Source organism: Brevundimonas sp. NIBR11 (assembly GCF_027912535.1).
Taxonomy (GTDB): domain Bacteria; phylum Pseudomonadota; class Alphaproteobacteria; order Caulobacterales; family Caulobacteraceae; genus Brevundimonas.
Genome location: NZ_CP115465.1, coordinates 1288866 through 1304375 on the forward strand (window position 1 = coordinate 1288866; position 15510 = coordinate 1304375).

Here is a 15510-nt window from a genome sequence, read left to right on the forward strand (position 1 = left end):
GGGGTCGTTCACTCTCGCTTCTTGCCCCTGTCCGCACCTGCTCCGCGCGTCGGGGGTCTCTGGTTTGAGCCGACTCTAGCCCTTCGCGACTGCGAAGGCGACCCGGACTCAGGAATTTCCTGCCCTGGTGAATATCCAGTCGGTGTCCGTCGACAGCGACTTGTTGAACCGATAGCCGTCGCGATCGAACGCCTTCAGATCTGCGGCGGTTTCGATCCGCTCGTCGATGGCGAACCGCGCCATTGTCCCACGGGCCTTCTTGGCGAAGAAGGAGATGATCCGGCTTTCGCCGTCCTTCTCCTCGCGGAAGTTGGGGGTGATGACAGGTAGCTTCAGCGCCTTAGCGTCCACGGCTCCGAAATATTCCTGGCTCGCCAGATTGATCAGCGTCGGGTCCTTCTGGCCTTCGGCGTCGGCGTTCAGCTGCTTCGAAATACGGTCGCCCCAGAAATCGTAGAGGTTGGACCCGCGCCTGGTTTTCAGCCGCGTCCCCATCTCCAGGCGATAGGGCTGGATCCGATCCAGAGGCCGCAACAGGCCGTAGAGCCCCGACAGGATGCGCAGATGCTCCTGAGCGAACGCAAGGCTGGCCTTATCCAGCGTCCGGGCCTGCAACCCCTGATAGACGTCTCCGTCGAAGGCGAACGCGGCCTGGATGCCGATGTCCATCGAGTCCGGCGCGAAGGCCTTGAAGCGGGCCTGGTTCAGCTTGGCGAGGTCTGCCGAGATGCCCATCAGCCGGCGCAAGTCGGCCTGCGTCTGGTTCCGGGCGGTCTTCGACAGGCTGGTGGTGTCATCGACGAACCGACGATGCGTCGCCGGGATGTCCGAGGCAGGTTCGGTGAAGTCCAGACGCTTGGCGGGGGAGAGGACGATCAGCATGGCGCGCTGTCTAGGCTCGTTCGGCGACGGTTTGAAGCGCCGACCCTAGAACAGTACGGCCGGATTCATGATCCGCTGGGGATCGATGGCCTTGCGGATCGCCTGCATGGTCGCGATCTCGAGCGGCGTCTTGTAGCGGCGGGCCTCGTCGGTCTTCAGCCGGCCCAGACCGTGCTCGGCCGAGATCGAGCCTTGATAGCGCGCGACCACGTCATGGACGACCTTCGACCCGGCCTCCCAGCGACCCAGGAAGGTCGGCAGATCGCCGCCTGGCGGGCACAGGATGTCATAGTGCATATTGCCGTCGCCGACATGACCGAAAGCCGAGACGCGGGCGCCGGGCTCGAAGGCTTCGACGGCCGCCGTCGCCTCGTTGAGGAAGTCGGCGATGCGGCTGACGGGCACGGAGACGTCGTGCTTCCAGCCGCCGCCCTCGGGCCGCTGGGCCGCCGACTGCTCCTCGCGCAGCTTCCAGAAGTCACGGACCTGGGTCTCATTCTGGGCGATGGCGGCGTCGGTGATCAGGTCCTCTTCGAAGGCGGCCGTCAGGATGCGCTCCATCCCGGCTTCGGCCGCACCCGGCTCGCCCGAGGTCAGTTCGATCAGGACATACCAAGGCTGGACGCTGTCCAGAGGCTCACGGACGCCGGGGATGTGCTTGAGGGCAAACTCGACGCCGATCCGCTTCATCAGCTCGAACGCCTCGACCCCGCCGCCGGTCTCGGCCTTGGCGCGGGCCAGAAGCTGGATGGCGGAATGAGCATTAGCCAAACCCACGACGGCCGTCGCGCGGCTGCGCATGATCGGGAACAGCTTGAGGGTCGCGGCCGTGACGACGCCCAGGGTGCCCTCGGCGCCGATCAGCAGCTGCTTCAGGTCGTAGCCGGTGTTGTCCTTCCGCAGCCGCTTCAGACCGTGGAAGACCTGACCATCCGGCATGACGGCCTCCAGGCCCAGCACGAGGTCCCGCATCATGCCGTAGCGCAGGACGGCCGTGCCGCCGGCATTGGTGGAAATGACGCCGCCTACGGTCGCCGTGCCCTCGGCTGCGAGGCTGAGAGGAAAGAAGCGGTCGGCTTTGGCGGCCAGTTGCTGAGCTTCCAGCAGGGTGATGCCGGCCTCGACAGTCATCGCATCGTCGAGCGGAGTGATATCGCGCACGGCCCGTAGACGACGGGTCGTCAGCAGGACCTCGCCGAACGGCACCTGGCCCCCGACCAGCCCCGTGCCGCCGCCCTGGGTCACGATGGCGACGCCGCGCCGTGCGCAGATTTCGACTGCGCGCGCGACCTCGGCCGTCGTGCCCGGGGTCAGCATCAGGGGCGTGTTCCCCTGCCACCTGTTGCGCCATTCGGTGAGCGAGGGAGCGATCTCGAAGGGGTCCTGGGTCCAGCTCGACGGGCCGAGCGCGGCTTTCAATTCGTCGAGGGCGTCGGGGGAGGGGGAGACCATACGGTCTTGTCTCAAAGCGTCGCCGTCCGCGCCACCCAAAAGAGGCGTTAGGCTGGTCTCATGATCGATTCTTCGATGACGCCCGTTCCCGCCGTCGGCGTCGTCTGCCTCAAGGGCGACGAGGTCCTGCTCATCCGGCGCGGCAAGCCGCCGCGAATGGGCGAATGGAGCCTTCCTGGCGGCCGGATCGAGGCCGGTGAGCGGGCGGTGGATGCGGCGCTGCGCGAGCTCGGCGAAGAGACCGGGATCACCGCACGGATCATTGGTTTGATCGATGTGGTCGACGGCATCTTCCCTGAAGCGGGTCGGCACTATGTCTTGATCGACTATGTCGCCGAGTGGACCGGCGGAGTTCCGATCGCGGCCGACGACGCCGCGGAGGCCGCCTTCATGTCGGTCGAAGCCGCGATGCTGGCGGTCGCCTGGGACCAGACGCGACGAATCATCGGTGCGGCCGTTGCGTCGCGTGCGACTGAGCCATCCCGCAGATCGTGATAGCCCGCTGTCGGGCGCGGCGTCGAAATGCCTCGTGACGCGCCCACCGACTTCAGCGCGACGGGGCGCTCGGCATCGACTTCTGCATGGACGGCTCTAAGCCGACAGCGAGGAGCTGGCGTGGCCTGCTGAAGGGATCGTCAGGTCCCGTCACTTAACCTCGTGTGCTGCAAAGCCGACACATTTTCGGGACGGCCCGGGCGATTCCGGTCAGGGCCGCTCTTTTGAACTTCGGTCGGCATCCCGCCGACTTTGGGGGACTGCGAATGAAGACGACACTTTTCCTGGCGGCCTCGGCCGCCACCATCCTGTTCGCGACGGGCGCTTCGGCCCAGGCGACCATGACCGTCACCAACGATGGCGAAGTCGCCATCGTCGGCCTGGCCATCTCGGGCGAGTCGAACGACGACTTCGGCGACAACCTGCTCGACGAAGAAATCGCCCCGGGCGCAGGCGTTGAAGTAACCTTCGACGTCGGCGACGACTGCGTCCAGGACGTCCAGGCGACCTACGAAGACGGCGACACCGAAGAAGTGATGGGGGTCGACCTCTGCGCCGGCGGCGGCTTCGAAGTCGAGGACGAAGATGGTCCGGGCGACGGTGACGATGAGGATGAAGAAGACGAGGACGACTCGGACGACGAGGACGAGGACGAAGAAGACGAGGAAGAAGACGAAGACGAGGAAGAAGAAGACGAGGAAGAAGAGGAGTAATCTTCCGAACCGCCTTTGCACGACGCGGCGGCTCCCGAGGGGGGCCGCCGTTTTCGTTTGCGGCTCCGGTTTCCGTGGCGCGGCGATGCGGGTCGGGTTAGCCTCGAACCAGGAGGATTCCGGATGCCCTATTTCGCCGTCGTGTTGCTGGTGTTCGCAGTGATATTCGTCTTCAGCATCGTCAAGATCGTCCCTCAGGGTCGAGAGCTGACCGTCGAGCGGTTCGGGAAATACACCAAGACCCTGAAACCCGGCATCAGCATCCTGATTCCCTTCGTGGAGCGGATCGGCCGGCGGATGAACATGATGGAGCAGGTCCTGGACGTGCCCCAGCAGGAGGTGATCACCAAGGACAACGCCATGGTGAAGGTGGACGCCATCGTCTTCATCCAAGTGATGGATGCGCCGAGCGCCGCCTACCGGGTCGAGAACCTGCCCTATGCGATCACCCAGCTGTGCTCGACCAATCTGCGCACCGTGGTCGGGTCGATGGACCTGGACGAGGTTCTGTTCCAGAGGGACAACATCAACTCGCGCCTGCTGACCGTGATCGACGCGGCGACCGAGCCGTGGGGCGTCAAGGTCAACCGAATCGAGATCAAGGACCTGACCCCGCCCGTAGACATCACCAACGCCATGGCGCGCCAGATGAAGGCCGAGCGCGAACGCCGCGCCGTGATCACCGAGGCCGAGGGCGAGAAGCAGGCCGCCATCGCTCGCGCCGAGGGCGCCAAGCAGGCGGCCATTCTGGAATCGGAAGGCCGCAAGGAGGCCGCCTTCCGCGACGCCGAGGCTCGGGAACGGGCTGCCGAGGCCGAGGCCAAGGCGACGGCCATGGTGTCGGAGGCGATCGCGCGCGGCGACGTCAACGCGATCAACTACTTCGTCGCCCAGAAGTATGTGGAGGCCTTCGCGGAACTGGCGCGCAACCCGACCCAGAAGACCGTCATCGTGCCGGCCGAGATGGGAAGTCTTGTCGGGACCATCGCCGGAATCGGCGAACTGGTCGGTCTGGCCAAGGACCAGCAGCAGGCCCCGTCTCCGCGTGCGGCCCAGACACGCGCCAGCCGCGCCGCCGTTCCGCCGACCGAATGACGGAGCTCTGAGCCATGGAAGCGCTTCAGGACCTGTACGCGTCACAGCCATTCTGGATATGGCTGGCGGTCGGAGTTCTTCTACTGGCCGTCGAGGCGGCATTGTCCACCGAGTGGCTGCTCTGGCCGGCGGTCGCGGCGGGCGTCGTCGCGGTCCTGACGGCTCTGGGTCTGCGGATGGGTCTCGCCGTCGAGGTCGGGATCTTCGCGACCCTGACCGTCCTGGCCACGGCCCTGTCGCGACAATTGATCCAACGGGTCAATCCGTCAGACCATCCCGACGTCAACGATCGCGACGCGCGACTGGTCGGTCAGCGGGCCAGGGTGGTGCAACCCTTCGTCGGCGGACGCGGACGGGTGTTCGTCTCGGGCGCGGAATGGGCGGCTCTGATCGAGGGCGAGTCCCCGCCCGTGGGCGACAGCGTCGTCGTCGATCGCTTGGAAGGATCGTCGCTCAGGGTCAGACGCGAGGGCTGATCTTCAGCTCATCCCCGCCACGGCGCTGACCGCGTCGCGGCAGGATGCCGAAGCGGTGTTCAGCAGGTCGGTCTCCTCGCCCGCCAGCCGCGTCAAACCAGCGACGTCCTGCGCCGTGACGACGCCGGCGTCGAGCACCTCGACCTGCTTGTTGTAGAGCTCGACCCGCTTCTCGCTGGCCGCGTAGGCGGCGTCGCTGATCTCGTCGGGGAAAACCATCGTCATCTGGAGATACTGTTGGTAGATCGATGTCGATATCGCATCGCCGGCCTCCAGGCGGGCGGTGATCTCGGCGCGTGTGTCGTCATCGATCGGACCGGCGGTCAGGGCCGCGGCCTTTTCGCTGTCTGACGCGGCGCGGGCGGTCAACTCGCTGAACTGCAGACAGGTCGAAAGCTGGGTCTCGAAGATCTTCTGTTTCGCCGCCGTGCGCGACACGTCAAGCGCTTGGACCGCCGTGAACATCGAGGCGGCCGCCACGATAATCGCGGAGATCGCGGACACCGTGGCGATGGTGCCTTCCACGGACACACGCTGGGTCTTGGGCGGAGGGGCGTCGGCATGCGCGTCTGGTTCGGGCGGAATCGGGGTCAGGTCGGTCATGGGCGAACCTAGAGCCTCTCCAGAGCTTTGCGGCAAGACTGACCGCGACAGCGTCGGAAACCGTCAGGGTTTGGCAGCGCGCATCCGCTCGATGCCGAGATTGGCCAACTGGTCGGCGCGTTCGTTGAGCGCATGGCCGGCATGCCCCTTGACCCAGTGCCATTTCACCTCGTGACGGGCGCGGGCGACGTCGAGACGTTTCCACAGATCGTCGTTCTTGACTGGCTTCTTGTCCGCCGTCTTCCATCCTCGGGCCTTCCAGCCGTGAATCCAGCCGGTGATGCCGTCCATCACGTATTTGCTGTCGGTGTGGAGATCGATCTTGCAGGGCCGCGTGAGGGCTTCCAGCGCCATGATGGCGGCGGTCAGTTCCATGCGGTTGTTGGTGGTCAGTGGCTCGCCGCCGCACAGCTCCTTGGTCTTGCCCTGGGCCTGGAGGATGGCGCCCCAGCCGCCGGGACCCGGATTGCCCTTGCAGGCGCCGTCGGTGTGGATCGTGACGTGACTCATTCGCGCGGACTTACAGCTTCCCTTGGCGCGTCGCCATCCGCTGGACTATAGGAGCGGTATGTTTGACGCGGGTCGCTTTCGGCCCGTTCGAGGAGACCGTTTCCGTGGGCAGCTTCAGCATCTGGCATTGGGCCATCGTCATCGTCGTCGCCGCCCTGCTGTTCGGCGGCAAGGGCAAGATCTCGGGCCTGATGGGCGACGCCGCCAAGGGCATCAAGGCCTTCCGCGAAGGCCTCAAAGACGACGACAAGGCCGGTCCTTCCGAGGGCGTATCCAGCCTGCCGCGCACTGACGCGGAAAAGGAAGAGCTGAAGCGCTAGGTTTGCATCTCGAAAGAGCCTGACGCATGGGCGGCCTCGGCCCCGGGATCGGGGGCCTCGAATATCTCGTGATCGGCATTGTGGCGCTCGTGGTCGTCGGACCCGAGCGGCTGCCTGGAATGTTGCGCCAGCTTGGCAAGATGGTCGCCAAGGCGCGTGGAATGGCCAACGAGTTCCGCGCCAGTTTCGAGGACATGGCCCGGCAGTCGGAGCTCGACGAGCTGCGCAAGGAGGTCCAGGCGCTGCGTGACGGCCAGGGTCCGGTGGGGCAGGGGATGGTCAGACTTGGCGACGAGGCCAACGCCGCGTTCAAGGACATCAAGGCCGAACTGGAAGCCCCCGCCTATGTCGAGGCGCCGCCGCGCGCGGTGATGCTGGACCAGCCTGAGTTTCCCGAGCCGGCGCTCGCCGTCGAGGTTGCGGCGCCGGTGAAGACACCCAAGCCGAAGACCAAAGCCAGAGGTGCGACCGAATCCGCGACAACGGCGTCGTCGAAGCCGCGCGCCGAAACGGCTGTTGCGAAAGCGGGCAAGCCTCGCGCGCCGCGTAAACCCAAGACCGCTCCATGACCGACCGCGACGAGGCCGAGATCGAGGCGTCGCGGGCGCCGTTGATGGATCACCTGATCGAGCTGCGCGGGCGGCTCATGTGGTCAGTTGCTGCCTTCATCCTCGCCTTCATCCTGTGCTTCTTCTTCGCCGCCCAGTTGCAGATCGAACTGATCAAGCCTTTCCAGGCGGCGGCGGCTGTCCATGCTGCGGCCGTGGCCAAGGGCGAGCACGGCAACCCGCTGGACCTTCTGCAGATCACCGCAGGGCTGAAGCCCTTCCCGCCCGGCGGGTTGGCGGCGGTTCAACTGATCGCCACCGCGCCCCTGGAGCAACTCTTCACCAAGATGAAGATCGCCGGCTTCGGCGCCATCGTCCTGGCCTTCCCCGTCCTGGCCTACCAGCTCTACGCTTTCGTGGCGCCGGGTCTCTATCGCAACGAGAAAGGCGCCTTCCTGCCATTCCTGATCGCGACGCCGGTGATGTTCTGTCTCGGCGGAGCGCTGGTCTATTACGTGATGCTGCCGTTCGTGATGCTGTTCTCGCTGAGCCAGCAGATCTCGAGCGAGGGCATCACGGTCCTGTTGACAACGAAGATCTCGGACTACCTGAACCTGGTAACCTCGCTGATCCTGGCGTTCGGCCTGTGCTTCCAGTTGCCGGTCGTGACGACCCTGCTGGGGATGGCCGGGCTGATCAGTTCCAAGCTCATGAGCGAGGGACGTCGTTATGCGATCGTAGCCGTGGTCGTGCTGGCCGCCGTGGTCACGCCGCCGGATCCCATCAGCCAGCTGATGCTCGCGATCCCGCTGGTGCTTCTGTACGAAATTTCGATCTGGTGCGTGCGCCTGATCGAACTCCGTCGCAAGACGGACGAGGACGCCGATGTGCTGGCTGCCTGATCAGACCGGCGTCGCATATAACTTTTGGCATACTCGCCTGGCGAGAACGTACCCATTAGGGGTTGAGTAAGCGTGGCCTGAGAGGCAGCGTTCATGGGACCTCTGCGCACTATCCGTACCGCCGACGACTGCAGGGAGCGGGCGCGTCAATTCTTCGCCCTGGCCGTGGCCGAGGATGACCTTGAGCAGCGCGAGGCCTGGCTGGTGCAGGGCGAGCGATGGATGCAGCGATGGCGTTACTGGACGCCGTCCCAGAATGTCATCGACCACGACAGCGGCTTCTACCGTGGGGCGTAGCCGCCGGCCGATCGCCTGAACTCGCGGACCATGGTCAGGAGCGCCTGGCGATAGGCGGGGGCGTGGCGACGGCGATCGGCGACGAGCTTGGCGACGATGGTCCGCGTCGCGGGTGTCTGGGTCGGGAAAAGCATCGACCACTCCGGAAAGGCGCGCTCGCGGATCGTCATCCGGTCCAGCACATTGATGTCGTCGTGGCGCGGGTCGTGATGCAGCCGATCCATCAGCCAGTCCAGGGCTTCGGTCTGCGCCTCGAGAATCTGGATGAACTGGTCGCCGGAATATGTGAGGGCGCCGGTGATCCCGAGCTCGCTGTTGTTGCGTGACGACACCTCCATGATGTCGGCGACGTGGAGCGGCGTTGTGAGCGGGACGGTCGAGGTGCTGACATAGACGAGTTGTTCAATCGACATGAGGGGCTCAGGACCGGGACATCCGGCGGACGGGCGTTCTCGCCAAACGCTGTCAACGCAGCCTTGAAACTCTTGGTGAATCCGGGACCGGGACGGATTTCTCGAACCAAAGTTATATGGTTGGCCGCCGAATTTTCGGCGCCCGGAACGACAGAGGCGCCGGACGGTCTCCCGTCCGGCGCCCCGATGCCGTCAGCCGATCGGATCGATCAGCAGCTGTAGTACATGTCGAACTCGACCGGGTGCGGATGGAGGGCCAGGCGCATGACCTCTTCCATCTTCAACTCGATGTAGCTGTCGATGAAGTCGTCATCCATGACGCCGCCCTTCTTGAGGAAGGCGCGGTCCTTGTCGAGATTCTCCAGGGCTTCCTTGAGCGAGCCGCAGACCTCGGGGATCGAGCCGCGCTCTTCCGGCGGCAGGTCGTAGAGGTTCTTGTCGGCGGGGCCGCCCGGATCGATCTGGTTCTCGATCCCGTCGAGGCCGGCCATCAGCAGGGCCACGAAGGTCAGATAGGGGTTGCCCATCGGGTCGGGGAAGCGGGCTTCCAGACGCTTGGCCTTGGGCGAGGTCGTGTGCGGGATGCGGATCGAGGCCGAACGGTTGCGGGCCGAATAGGCCAGCTTCACCGGGGCTTCGTAGCCGGGCACCAGGCGCTTGTAGGAGTTGGTGGTCGAGTTTGCGAAGGCGTTGATGGCCTTGGCGTGTTTGATGATGCCGCCGATGTACCACAGACACTCTTGCGAGAGGCCGGCGTACTTGTCGCCGGCGAACTGGGGCTTGCCGTCCTTCCAGATCGACATGTGGACGTGCATGCCCGAGCCGTTGTCGGCGAACATGGGCTTGGCCATGAAGGTCGCCGACTTGCCGTAGGCCGCCGCCACGTTGTGGATCACGTACTTATAGAGCTGGAGTCGGTCGGCCATGGTCAGCAGGTCCGAGAACTTCAGACCCAGTTCGTGCTGGGCCGGGGCCACCTCGTGGTGGTGCTTCTCGGGGTTGAGACCCAGGTCGCGCATGACGCCCAGCATCTCGCCGCGCAGGTCCTGGCCCGAGTCGACCGGGTTGACCGGGAAATAGCCGCCCTTGGGCCCAGGGCGGTGGCCCATGTTGCCCTCGGTGTATTCCGAGCCCGTGTTGGCCGGCAGCTCGATCGAGTCATAGCTGTAGCCGGTGTTGTGGGGCTGGGTGTTCCAGCGGACGTCGTCGAAGATGAAGAACTCGGCTTCCGGGCCGAAGAAAACCTGGTCGCCCACGCCGGAGGCCTGGACGTAGCTGAGGGCCTTCTTGGCCATCGAACGGCTGTCGCGATTGTAGGGTTCGCCCGTGTCCGGGTTCATCACGTCGCAGAACAGGAACATCGTGGTCTGCTGGTAGAAGGGATCGATGTAGGCCGTCGTCAGGTCCGGCATCAGCAGCATGTCGGACTCATTGATCGCCTTCCAGCCGGCGATCGAGGAGCCGTCGAACATCGTGCCCTCTTCGAGGAACTCCTCGTCGACGAGGTCGACGTCAAACGTGACGTGCTGCAGGCGACCCTTGGTGTCGGTAAAACGGACATCGACGTACTTCACGTCCTTGTCCTTGATCTCCTGCAGGATTTTTTTGGCGGCGCTCATAGTCGATGATCCTTCTTCGTTTCTTCTGGGGAGGAAGTTTATTGCGGGGCTGGGCCTAGACGGCTTGGGCCCCGGTTTCGCCGGTGCGGATGCGAATGACGTCGATCACGTCCGAGACGAAGATCTTGCCGTCGCCGATCTTGCCGGTGCGAGCGGCGGTCTGAATGGCCTCGACCACGGCTGGGTAGAGGTCGTCGGCGACCACGACCTCGATCTTGATTTTGGGCAGGAAGTCGATGACGTATTCGGCGCCACGATAGAGTTCGGAGTGACCCTTCTGGCGGCCGTACCCCTTGGCCTCGAGCACGGTCATGCCCTGCACTCCGATGTCCTGGAGCGCTTCTTTCACGTCGTCGAGCTTGAACGGCTTGATGACGGCTTCGATCTTCTTCATGGGCGACCCCGAGGCGGCGGCGAATGGGCCAGACGCTCGGGAACCAAAGGGACACCGCATCGCAACATAAGACAAGGGGCGATTTGCATTTTCGTCACGGAAGCGCGTTGTGGGAACCATGAGCGAAACCAACGACCCGACCCTGTGGCGCGCCGTCCTGCCGTGGCCGGGGCCGGATGCGCACAAGCATCAGCGCGGGCGGCTGGGTGTCGTGTCGGGCGGGCCGCTGAATACGGGAGCGGCGAGGCTGGCGGGGCGGGCCGGACTGCGGGTCGGGGCCGGGCTGGTGCGGATTTTGTGCCCGCCGGAGGCGGGGCTGGTGATCGCAGGGGCGGTCGAGGCGATCATGGTCTCCGACTTCGACACGCCCGAGGCTCTGGCGGCGCTCGCCGAGCCGCTGGGCTCCGTGGTCATCGGACCGGCGGCGGGGTTGACCGAGGCGACAGCGGCGAACCTGCAGGCGCTGGCGGGGACGGAGGCGGCGCTGGTCGTGGATGCCGACGCCCTGACCCTGTTCAAGGGGCGGGCCGCTGAGCTCTTCGCCCTTCTGGACGGCCGCGATGTGATCACGCCGCACGAGGGCGAGTTCGAGCGACTGTTTCCGGGGTTGCTGGAGAAGGGGCGGGAGGCTGCGGCCGTCGAGGCGGCGCGGGTCAGCGGGGCGCATGTCGTCTTGAAAGGGCGCGAGACCGTGATCGCCGCGCCCGACGGCCGGGTCAGGATCAACCGAAACGGCACGCCCTGGCTGGCGACGGCGAGCAGCGGCGACGTGCTGGCGGGGCTGATCGGCGGGTTGATCGTTCAGGGGATGGAGACGATCGAGGCGGCGTCGACGGCGGTATGGATACACGCCGATGCCGGCGGACGGTTTGGGCCGGGGCTGATCGCGGAAGACATTCCGGAACTCATCCCGACCGTGTTGAGTGACCTGAGATGACGGCGGTCGCGATCCACAAGGGCGAGAACAAATAAAGAACAATTGGCTTGAGGGCGGACCGACGGCGTGGTTCCGTGAGGTGGAGGAGCCAGCCATGCGTGATATCCGGAACGACTTCTACGAACCTCGAAATTTGGGCGAGCCGGGGGCGCGGTTGGTGGTGGCCTGCGCGGCGGCGGACTGCGAGCGGGCGGCGCTGATGGATCCGCGACCGCTGTTCGGGGCGCGGCGGTTCTGGCCGGTCTCGGGGCGGTCGGAGCGGTTCCGCTGCGCCTGCGGGTCGCGGGAAACGCGGATCAGCTACACGGCGAACACGGCCCAGAAGGACGGTCCGATCTCGATGGATGCGATCCGGCTCTGGCTCTGACGCGGTTGCCTCATCCGGCGGGGTCGAATAGGTCCGGTGGGTGAGCCTTGAATCCCTTCCCGCAGAGGTCGCCGGGGGCGACGTGACGGCCTATCGTCGGGCGTTGGGCGCGTTCGCGACCGGGGTCTGCGTGGTGACGGCGGACAGCACGCTTGGACCGCTCGGGATCACGATCAACTCCTTCACCTCCGTCTCCCTGACGCCGCGCCTGGTGCTGTGGTGTCTGGATGAGCGATCGGAGCGCTGGCCCGCCTTCTGCGAGGCGGAGCGTTTCTCGATCCACGTGCTGGCGGCCGGGTCGGAGGCTCTGTCGCAGCGCTTCGCCAGGGGGATCGGCCTGATGGAGCCGCATGAGTTCGAACGGGTCGGCGAGGCGCCGCCTCGGCTTGCCTGCGCCGCGCGGTTCGACTGCAGGACCCACGACCGGGTGCAGATGGGCGACCACATGATGATCATCGGCGAGGTCATCGGGTTCGAGAACTCGGACGCGGCGACCTTGACCTATCACCGGGGCCGCTATGGCGTGGCGGGGGACAAGGCATGAAGATCGGTTTCGCAGGCTTGGGCGTCATGGGCGGGCCGATGGCGCGTCACCTCGTCAAGGCCGGGCATGAGGTTGCGGGCTACAACCGCTCGCCGGGCAAGGCGAAGGCCTGGGCCGAGGCCAACGGTGGAGCATTCGTTGCGACCGTGGGCGAGGCGGCGGAAGGCGCCGACCTGTTCGTGCTGTGCGTCGGCAACGACGGCGACGTGCGTCAGGTGGTCGGCGAGGCGCTAGCGGTCCTGAAGGCGGGCGCGGTGATCGTGGACCATACGACGACCTCCGCGAAGGTGGCGCGGGAGATGAACGAGCTGGCGGCCGCGAAGGGCGTAGCCTTCATCGATGCGCCGGTGTCGGGAGGCCAAGCGGGAGCCGAGAACGGCCAACTCAGCGTCATGGCGGGCGGCGAAGCGGAGGCGCTGGAGACGGCGCGACCGGCGGTCATGGCCTATTCCAAGGCGATCCAGCACATGGGAGCTTCGGGGTCGGGGCAGCTGACAAAGATGGTCAACCAGATCGCCATCGCGGGCGTGGTCCAGGGGCTGGCCGAGGCCGTGCATTTCGCCAAGGCGGCGGGGCTGGACACCGATGCGGCCTATGACGCCGTGTCCAAGGGCGCGGCCCAGTCCTGGCAGATGGACAATCGCTGGAAGACGGCGGCCAAGGGCGAGTTCGAGTTCGGCTTCGCCGTCGACTGGATGCGCAAAGACCTGGGTCTGGTGCTGGACGAGGCGCGGGCGAACGGGGCGGTGCTGTCGCTAACAGCCCTGGTCGATCAGTTCTATTCCGAGGTTCAGGGAATGGGCGGCAACCGCTGGGATACGTCGAGCCTGAAGGCGCGGCTGAAGCCTTGATCCGGATTGGACTCGGAATGACGTGAGTCCAGAGAGTCCAATTCGCGCAGGAGTTCGGCGTAAGTCTCTGTAACCGCTGAGCCGACGGTGATTTTGTGCACTGGACTCCGGGCGTCGCGAGTTCAAACGGTCTGGGAGGGTACGATGAGCCTGCGTTTCGCGACGATCCTGATGTGTGCGGCGGTGTGGGCCGGGTCGGCGAGCGCCCAGACCTGGACGCCGGTCGAGGGCGATGCGGCGATCGGGACCCTGCCGATGGCGCGGGGGCCGGCGCTGGCGGAGGCGCGGATCCACTATCGGACCTTGGGGGAGCCTCGGCGCGGCGCGGACGGCAAGGTGAACAACGCGGTCCTGTTGCTGCATGGGACGGGCGGGACGGGCGCGCAGTTCCTGTCGCCTCAGTTCGCCGATGAGCTGTTCGGGCGGGGCCAGCCGCTGGATGTCACCCGCTACTATGTGATCATGCCGGACAATCTGGGGCACGGGGCGTCGTCCAAGCCCAGCGACGGTTTGAGGGCGGCATTTCCGGAGTACGGCTACACCGAGATGGTCGAGGCGCAGCGGCGGATGCTGGCCGAGTTGGGCGTCGAGCATCTGAGGCTGATCCTCGGGACCTCGATGGGCTGTATGCACATTTTCGTCTGGGGGACGACCCATCCGGAGGCCGCGGACGCCCTGATGCCCATGGCCTGTCAGCCGACGCGCATCGTCGGACGCAATCGACTGTGGCGGACCATGGTGAAAGACGCGATCCGGAGCGATCCGCTGTGGGACGGCGGGAACTATCAGGCCCAGCCGGTGCAGGGGCTGCGGACCGCCGTCGACCTGCTGCTGCTGGCCGGTTCGGCGCCGATGGCGATGCAGCAGGATCTGGCGACGGCCGAGGCGGTGGACGGCTATCTGACGACCCAGATGGAGCGCCGTCTGCCGGCGCTGGACGCCAACGACCTCTGGTCCCAGGTCAACGCCTCTTGGGACTACGATCCCTCAGGGGGCCTGCAGCGGATGTCGGCGCCGACCACCTGGATCAACTCGGCTGACGACTTCATCAATCCACCAGAGCTGGGACTGTCAGAGGCGTTTATCCCGCAACTGCCCGATGCCGACTTCCGGCTGATCCCCAACAGCGCCGACGGCAAGGGCCACGGGACCCACACCTGGGCGAAGTTCTGGAAGGCCGATCTGATCGCCCTGCTGGCGCGGACGGAACGTTAGGCCTCGCCGAGGGGCCAGCCGGCGGCTCGGAGTTCGGCGACCTTGGACCGGGCGACCGGGGCCTCGAGGCCCGAGATCAGTCTGAGGCGAAGGTTCCGGCCGTCCCGAACCACGCCCTCCACGGCGTGACGCGCCACCCACCAGGAGCGGTGCACCTGCATGCCCTGAATGGCGCCGACTTGGGTGACGGCGGCGCGCAGGGGCGTCAGGACCAGCACCGAGCCTTCGGAGGTGTGCAGGCGGACGTAGTGATCCTCCATCTGCAGGCAGAGGAGGTCGCGGCCCAGCCGGGGCGGCAGACGGTCGAGGATCCGGGGGCCCTCGGCCATAGACGCCTCGCTCGACCGCAGCTCGGCCGCGCGGGCATGGGCGGCGACGTAGGCCGCGAGGAAGATCATCTCGACCAGCAGCGTCTGCCCGAACCACTCGATCAGGCCGACATTGTCGCGGACGGCGGGCCAAAAGCCGCTGGCGAAGACCCGGGCAAAGAGGCCAAGCGGGACGGTGATCGCCACGCCGAGGATCGGGACCCATACCCAGGTCGGGGTGCTTCGCTGTCGCGCGATGGGCCAGGCCCAGCGCACGCCTACCCCGATGACGGCGCCGCTGACCAGGGCCAGGGTCATCCAGTAAGCCAGACGGATGGGCAGGCTGTCGTTGAAGAAGCTGCCGAACGGACCGACGGCGCCCAGGATCGCGCCGATCACGGCCCAGGCCGCGAGGTCGATCGTCCAGGCGCGCGCCGTATTCATCGATCGGATCGGAGTGTCGTTCATCGCCCGACTATAGCGACGACGCACCAAGGCGGAACCGTTCGCCAGCCCGCGAACCCATTCGCCCGTTCGCGAAACCGGGCTGGCGACCCTGATCGGACGGC

The 15510-nt window shown here is 66.0% G+C and carries 21 protein-coding genes; 13 read left to right on the top strand and 8 right to left on the bottom strand.

Features of this window, described 5'->3' with window-relative positions; all coding sequences use genetic code 11:
• Positions 1-108: 108 nt before the first annotated feature.
• Entirely contained in the window at positions 109-882 is a 774-nt protein-coding gene (gene yaaA / locus O5O43_RS06325) for a peroxide stress protein YaaA (protein WP_271086058.1), read from the bottom strand.
• A gap of 45 nt (positions 883-927) precedes the next feature.
• The gene (locus O5O43_RS06330) at positions 928-2334 is read right to left on the bottom strand and encodes an FAD-binding oxidoreductase (RefSeq protein ID WP_271086059.1); all 1407 of its coding nucleotides are present in this window, start codon (positions 2332-2334) and stop codon (positions 928-930) included.
• A gap of 75 nt (positions 2335-2409) precedes the next feature.
• On the opposite strand from O5O43_RS06330, the gene O5O43_RS06335 reads away from it, so the two are divergent.
• From O5O43_RS06335 to O5O43_RS06350, 4 genes are all read left to right on the top strand, one after another.
• On the top strand, positions 2410-2829 hold the full coding sequence (locus O5O43_RS06335) for an NUDIX domain-containing protein (protein ID WP_271086060.1): 420 nt from the start codon (positions 2410-2412) through the stop codon (positions 2827-2829).
• 266 nt (positions 2830-3095) lie between these two features.
• Positions 3096-3542 carry a hypothetical protein gene (locus O5O43_RS06340; protein WP_271086061.1) on the top strand — a complete coding sequence of 149 codons (447 nt, stop codon included), beginning with the start codon at positions 3096-3098 and terminating at the stop codon, positions 3540-3542.
• Between the two features lie 123 nt (positions 3543-3665).
• Positions 3666-4637, top strand: coding sequence for an SPFH domain-containing protein (locus tag O5O43_RS06345; RefSeq protein ID WP_271086062.1), 972 nt, complete (start codon positions 3666-3668; stop codon positions 4635-4637).
• Positions 4638-4651: 14 nt separating this feature from the next.
• The gene (locus O5O43_RS06350) at positions 4652-5113 is read left to right on the top strand and encodes an NfeD family protein (RefSeq protein WP_271086063.1); all 462 of its coding nucleotides are present in this window, start codon (positions 4652-4654) and stop codon (positions 5111-5113) included.
• A gap of 3 nt (positions 5114-5116) precedes the next feature.
• Here O5O43_RS06350 and O5O43_RS06355 read toward each other — a convergent pair whose 3' ends face one another.
• Both O5O43_RS06355 and rnhA read right to left on the bottom strand, forming a co-directional pair.
• The gene (locus O5O43_RS06355) at positions 5117-5716 is read right to left on the bottom strand and encodes a hypothetical protein (RefSeq protein ID WP_271086064.1); all 600 of its coding nucleotides are present in this window, start codon (positions 5714-5716) and stop codon (positions 5117-5119) included.
• 63 nt (positions 5717-5779) lie between these two features.
• The gene (gene rnhA, locus O5O43_RS06360; protein WP_271086065.1) at positions 5780-6226 is read right to left on the bottom strand and encodes a ribonuclease HI; all 447 of its coding nucleotides are present in this window, start codon (positions 6224-6226) and stop codon (positions 5780-5782) included.
• Between the two features lie 104 nt (positions 6227-6330).
• Between rnhA and O5O43_RS06365 the strand changes: the two genes are divergently transcribed.
• The 4 genes from O5O43_RS06365 (at position 6331) to O5O43_RS06380 (ending at position 8293) form a co-directional block, all read left to right on the top strand.
• Positions 6331-6546, top strand: coding sequence for a twin-arginine translocase TatA/TatE family subunit (locus O5O43_RS06365; RefSeq protein WP_271086399.1), 216 nt, complete (start codon positions 6331-6333; stop codon positions 6544-6546).
• A 26-nt stretch (positions 6547-6572) separates the two neighbouring features.
• The gene (tatB, locus tag O5O43_RS06370; protein ID WP_271086066.1) at positions 6573-7115 is read left to right on the top strand and encodes a Sec-independent protein translocase protein TatB; all 543 of its coding nucleotides are present in this window, start codon (positions 6573-6575) and stop codon (positions 7113-7115) included.
• Positions 7112-7996, top strand: a complete 885-nt coding sequence (gene tatC, locus O5O43_RS06375) for a twin-arginine translocase subunit TatC (RefSeq protein ID WP_271086067.1) — start codon at positions 7112-7114, stop codon at positions 7994-7996. The genes tatB and tatC overlap by 4 nt, the downstream gene beginning before the upstream one ends.
• Before the next feature lie 93 nt (positions 7997-8089).
• Positions 8090-8293: a hypothetical protein gene (locus tag O5O43_RS06380; RefSeq protein WP_271086068.1), complete on the top strand. Its 204-nt coding sequence runs from the start codon at positions 8090-8092 to the stop codon at positions 8291-8293.
• Here O5O43_RS06380 and O5O43_RS06385 read toward each other — a convergent pair.
• The 3 genes from O5O43_RS06385 to O5O43_RS06395 all read right to left on the bottom strand — a co-directional run bounded on the left by O5O43_RS06385 (position 8278) and on the right by O5O43_RS06395 (position 10719).
• Positions 8278-8706 (bottom strand): BLUF domain-containing protein, encoded by a 429-nt coding sequence (locus O5O43_RS06385; RefSeq protein WP_271086069.1) that lies wholly within the window; start codon positions 8704-8706, stop codon positions 8278-8280. The two genes, O5O43_RS06380 and O5O43_RS06385, sit on opposite strands and share 16 nt — an antisense overlap.
• 209 nt (positions 8707-8915) lie before the next feature.
• A complete protein-coding gene (gene glnA, locus O5O43_RS06390; RefSeq protein WP_271086071.1) occupies positions 8916-10325 on the bottom strand; it encodes a type I glutamate--ammonia ligase in 1410 nt (469 codons plus the stop codon).
• Positions 10326-10380: 55 nt separating this feature from the next.
• Positions 10381-10719, bottom strand: coding sequence for a P-II family nitrogen regulator (locus tag O5O43_RS06395; RefSeq protein WP_271086072.1), 339 nt, complete (start codon positions 10717-10719; stop codon positions 10381-10383).
• Positions 10720-10837: 118 nt separating this feature from the next.
• Here O5O43_RS06395 and O5O43_RS06400 point away from each other — a divergent pair, with 118 nt between their 5' ends.
• From O5O43_RS06400 to O5O43_RS06420, 5 genes are all read left to right on the top strand, one after another.
• Positions 10838-11656 carry an NAD(P)H-hydrate dehydratase gene (locus tag O5O43_RS06400; protein WP_271086073.1) on the top strand — a complete coding sequence of 273 codons (819 nt, stop codon included), beginning with the start codon at positions 10838-10840 and terminating at the stop codon, positions 11654-11656.
• A gap of 94 nt (positions 11657-11750) precedes the next feature.
• The gene (locus O5O43_RS06405; RefSeq protein WP_271086074.1) at positions 11751-12023 is read left to right on the top strand and encodes a hypothetical protein; all 273 of its coding nucleotides are present in this window, start codon (positions 11751-11753) and stop codon (positions 12021-12023) included.
• A 40-nt stretch (positions 12024-12063) separates the two neighbouring features.
• The gene (locus tag O5O43_RS06410; RefSeq protein WP_271086075.1) at positions 12064-12567 is read left to right on the top strand and encodes a flavin reductase family protein; all 504 of its coding nucleotides are present in this window, start codon (positions 12064-12066) and stop codon (positions 12565-12567) included.
• Positions 12564-13418, top strand: coding sequence for an NAD(P)-dependent oxidoreductase (locus O5O43_RS06415; RefSeq protein ID WP_271086076.1), 855 nt, complete (start codon positions 12564-12566; stop codon positions 13416-13418). Before O5O43_RS06410 ends, O5O43_RS06415 begins: the two co-directional genes overlap by 4 nt.
• Before the next feature lie 144 nt (positions 13419-13562).
• The gene (locus O5O43_RS06420; protein ID WP_271086077.1) at positions 13563-14633 is read left to right on the top strand and encodes an alpha/beta fold hydrolase; all 1071 of its coding nucleotides are present in this window, start codon (positions 13563-13565) and stop codon (positions 14631-14633) included.
• Here O5O43_RS06420 and O5O43_RS06425 read toward each other — a convergent pair.
• Entirely contained in the window at positions 14630-15409 is a 780-nt protein-coding gene (locus O5O43_RS06425) for a LytTR family DNA-binding domain-containing protein (RefSeq protein WP_271086078.1), read from the bottom strand. The genes O5O43_RS06420 and O5O43_RS06425 overlap by 4 nt on opposite strands.
• Positions 15410-15510 lie beyond the last annotated feature (101 nt).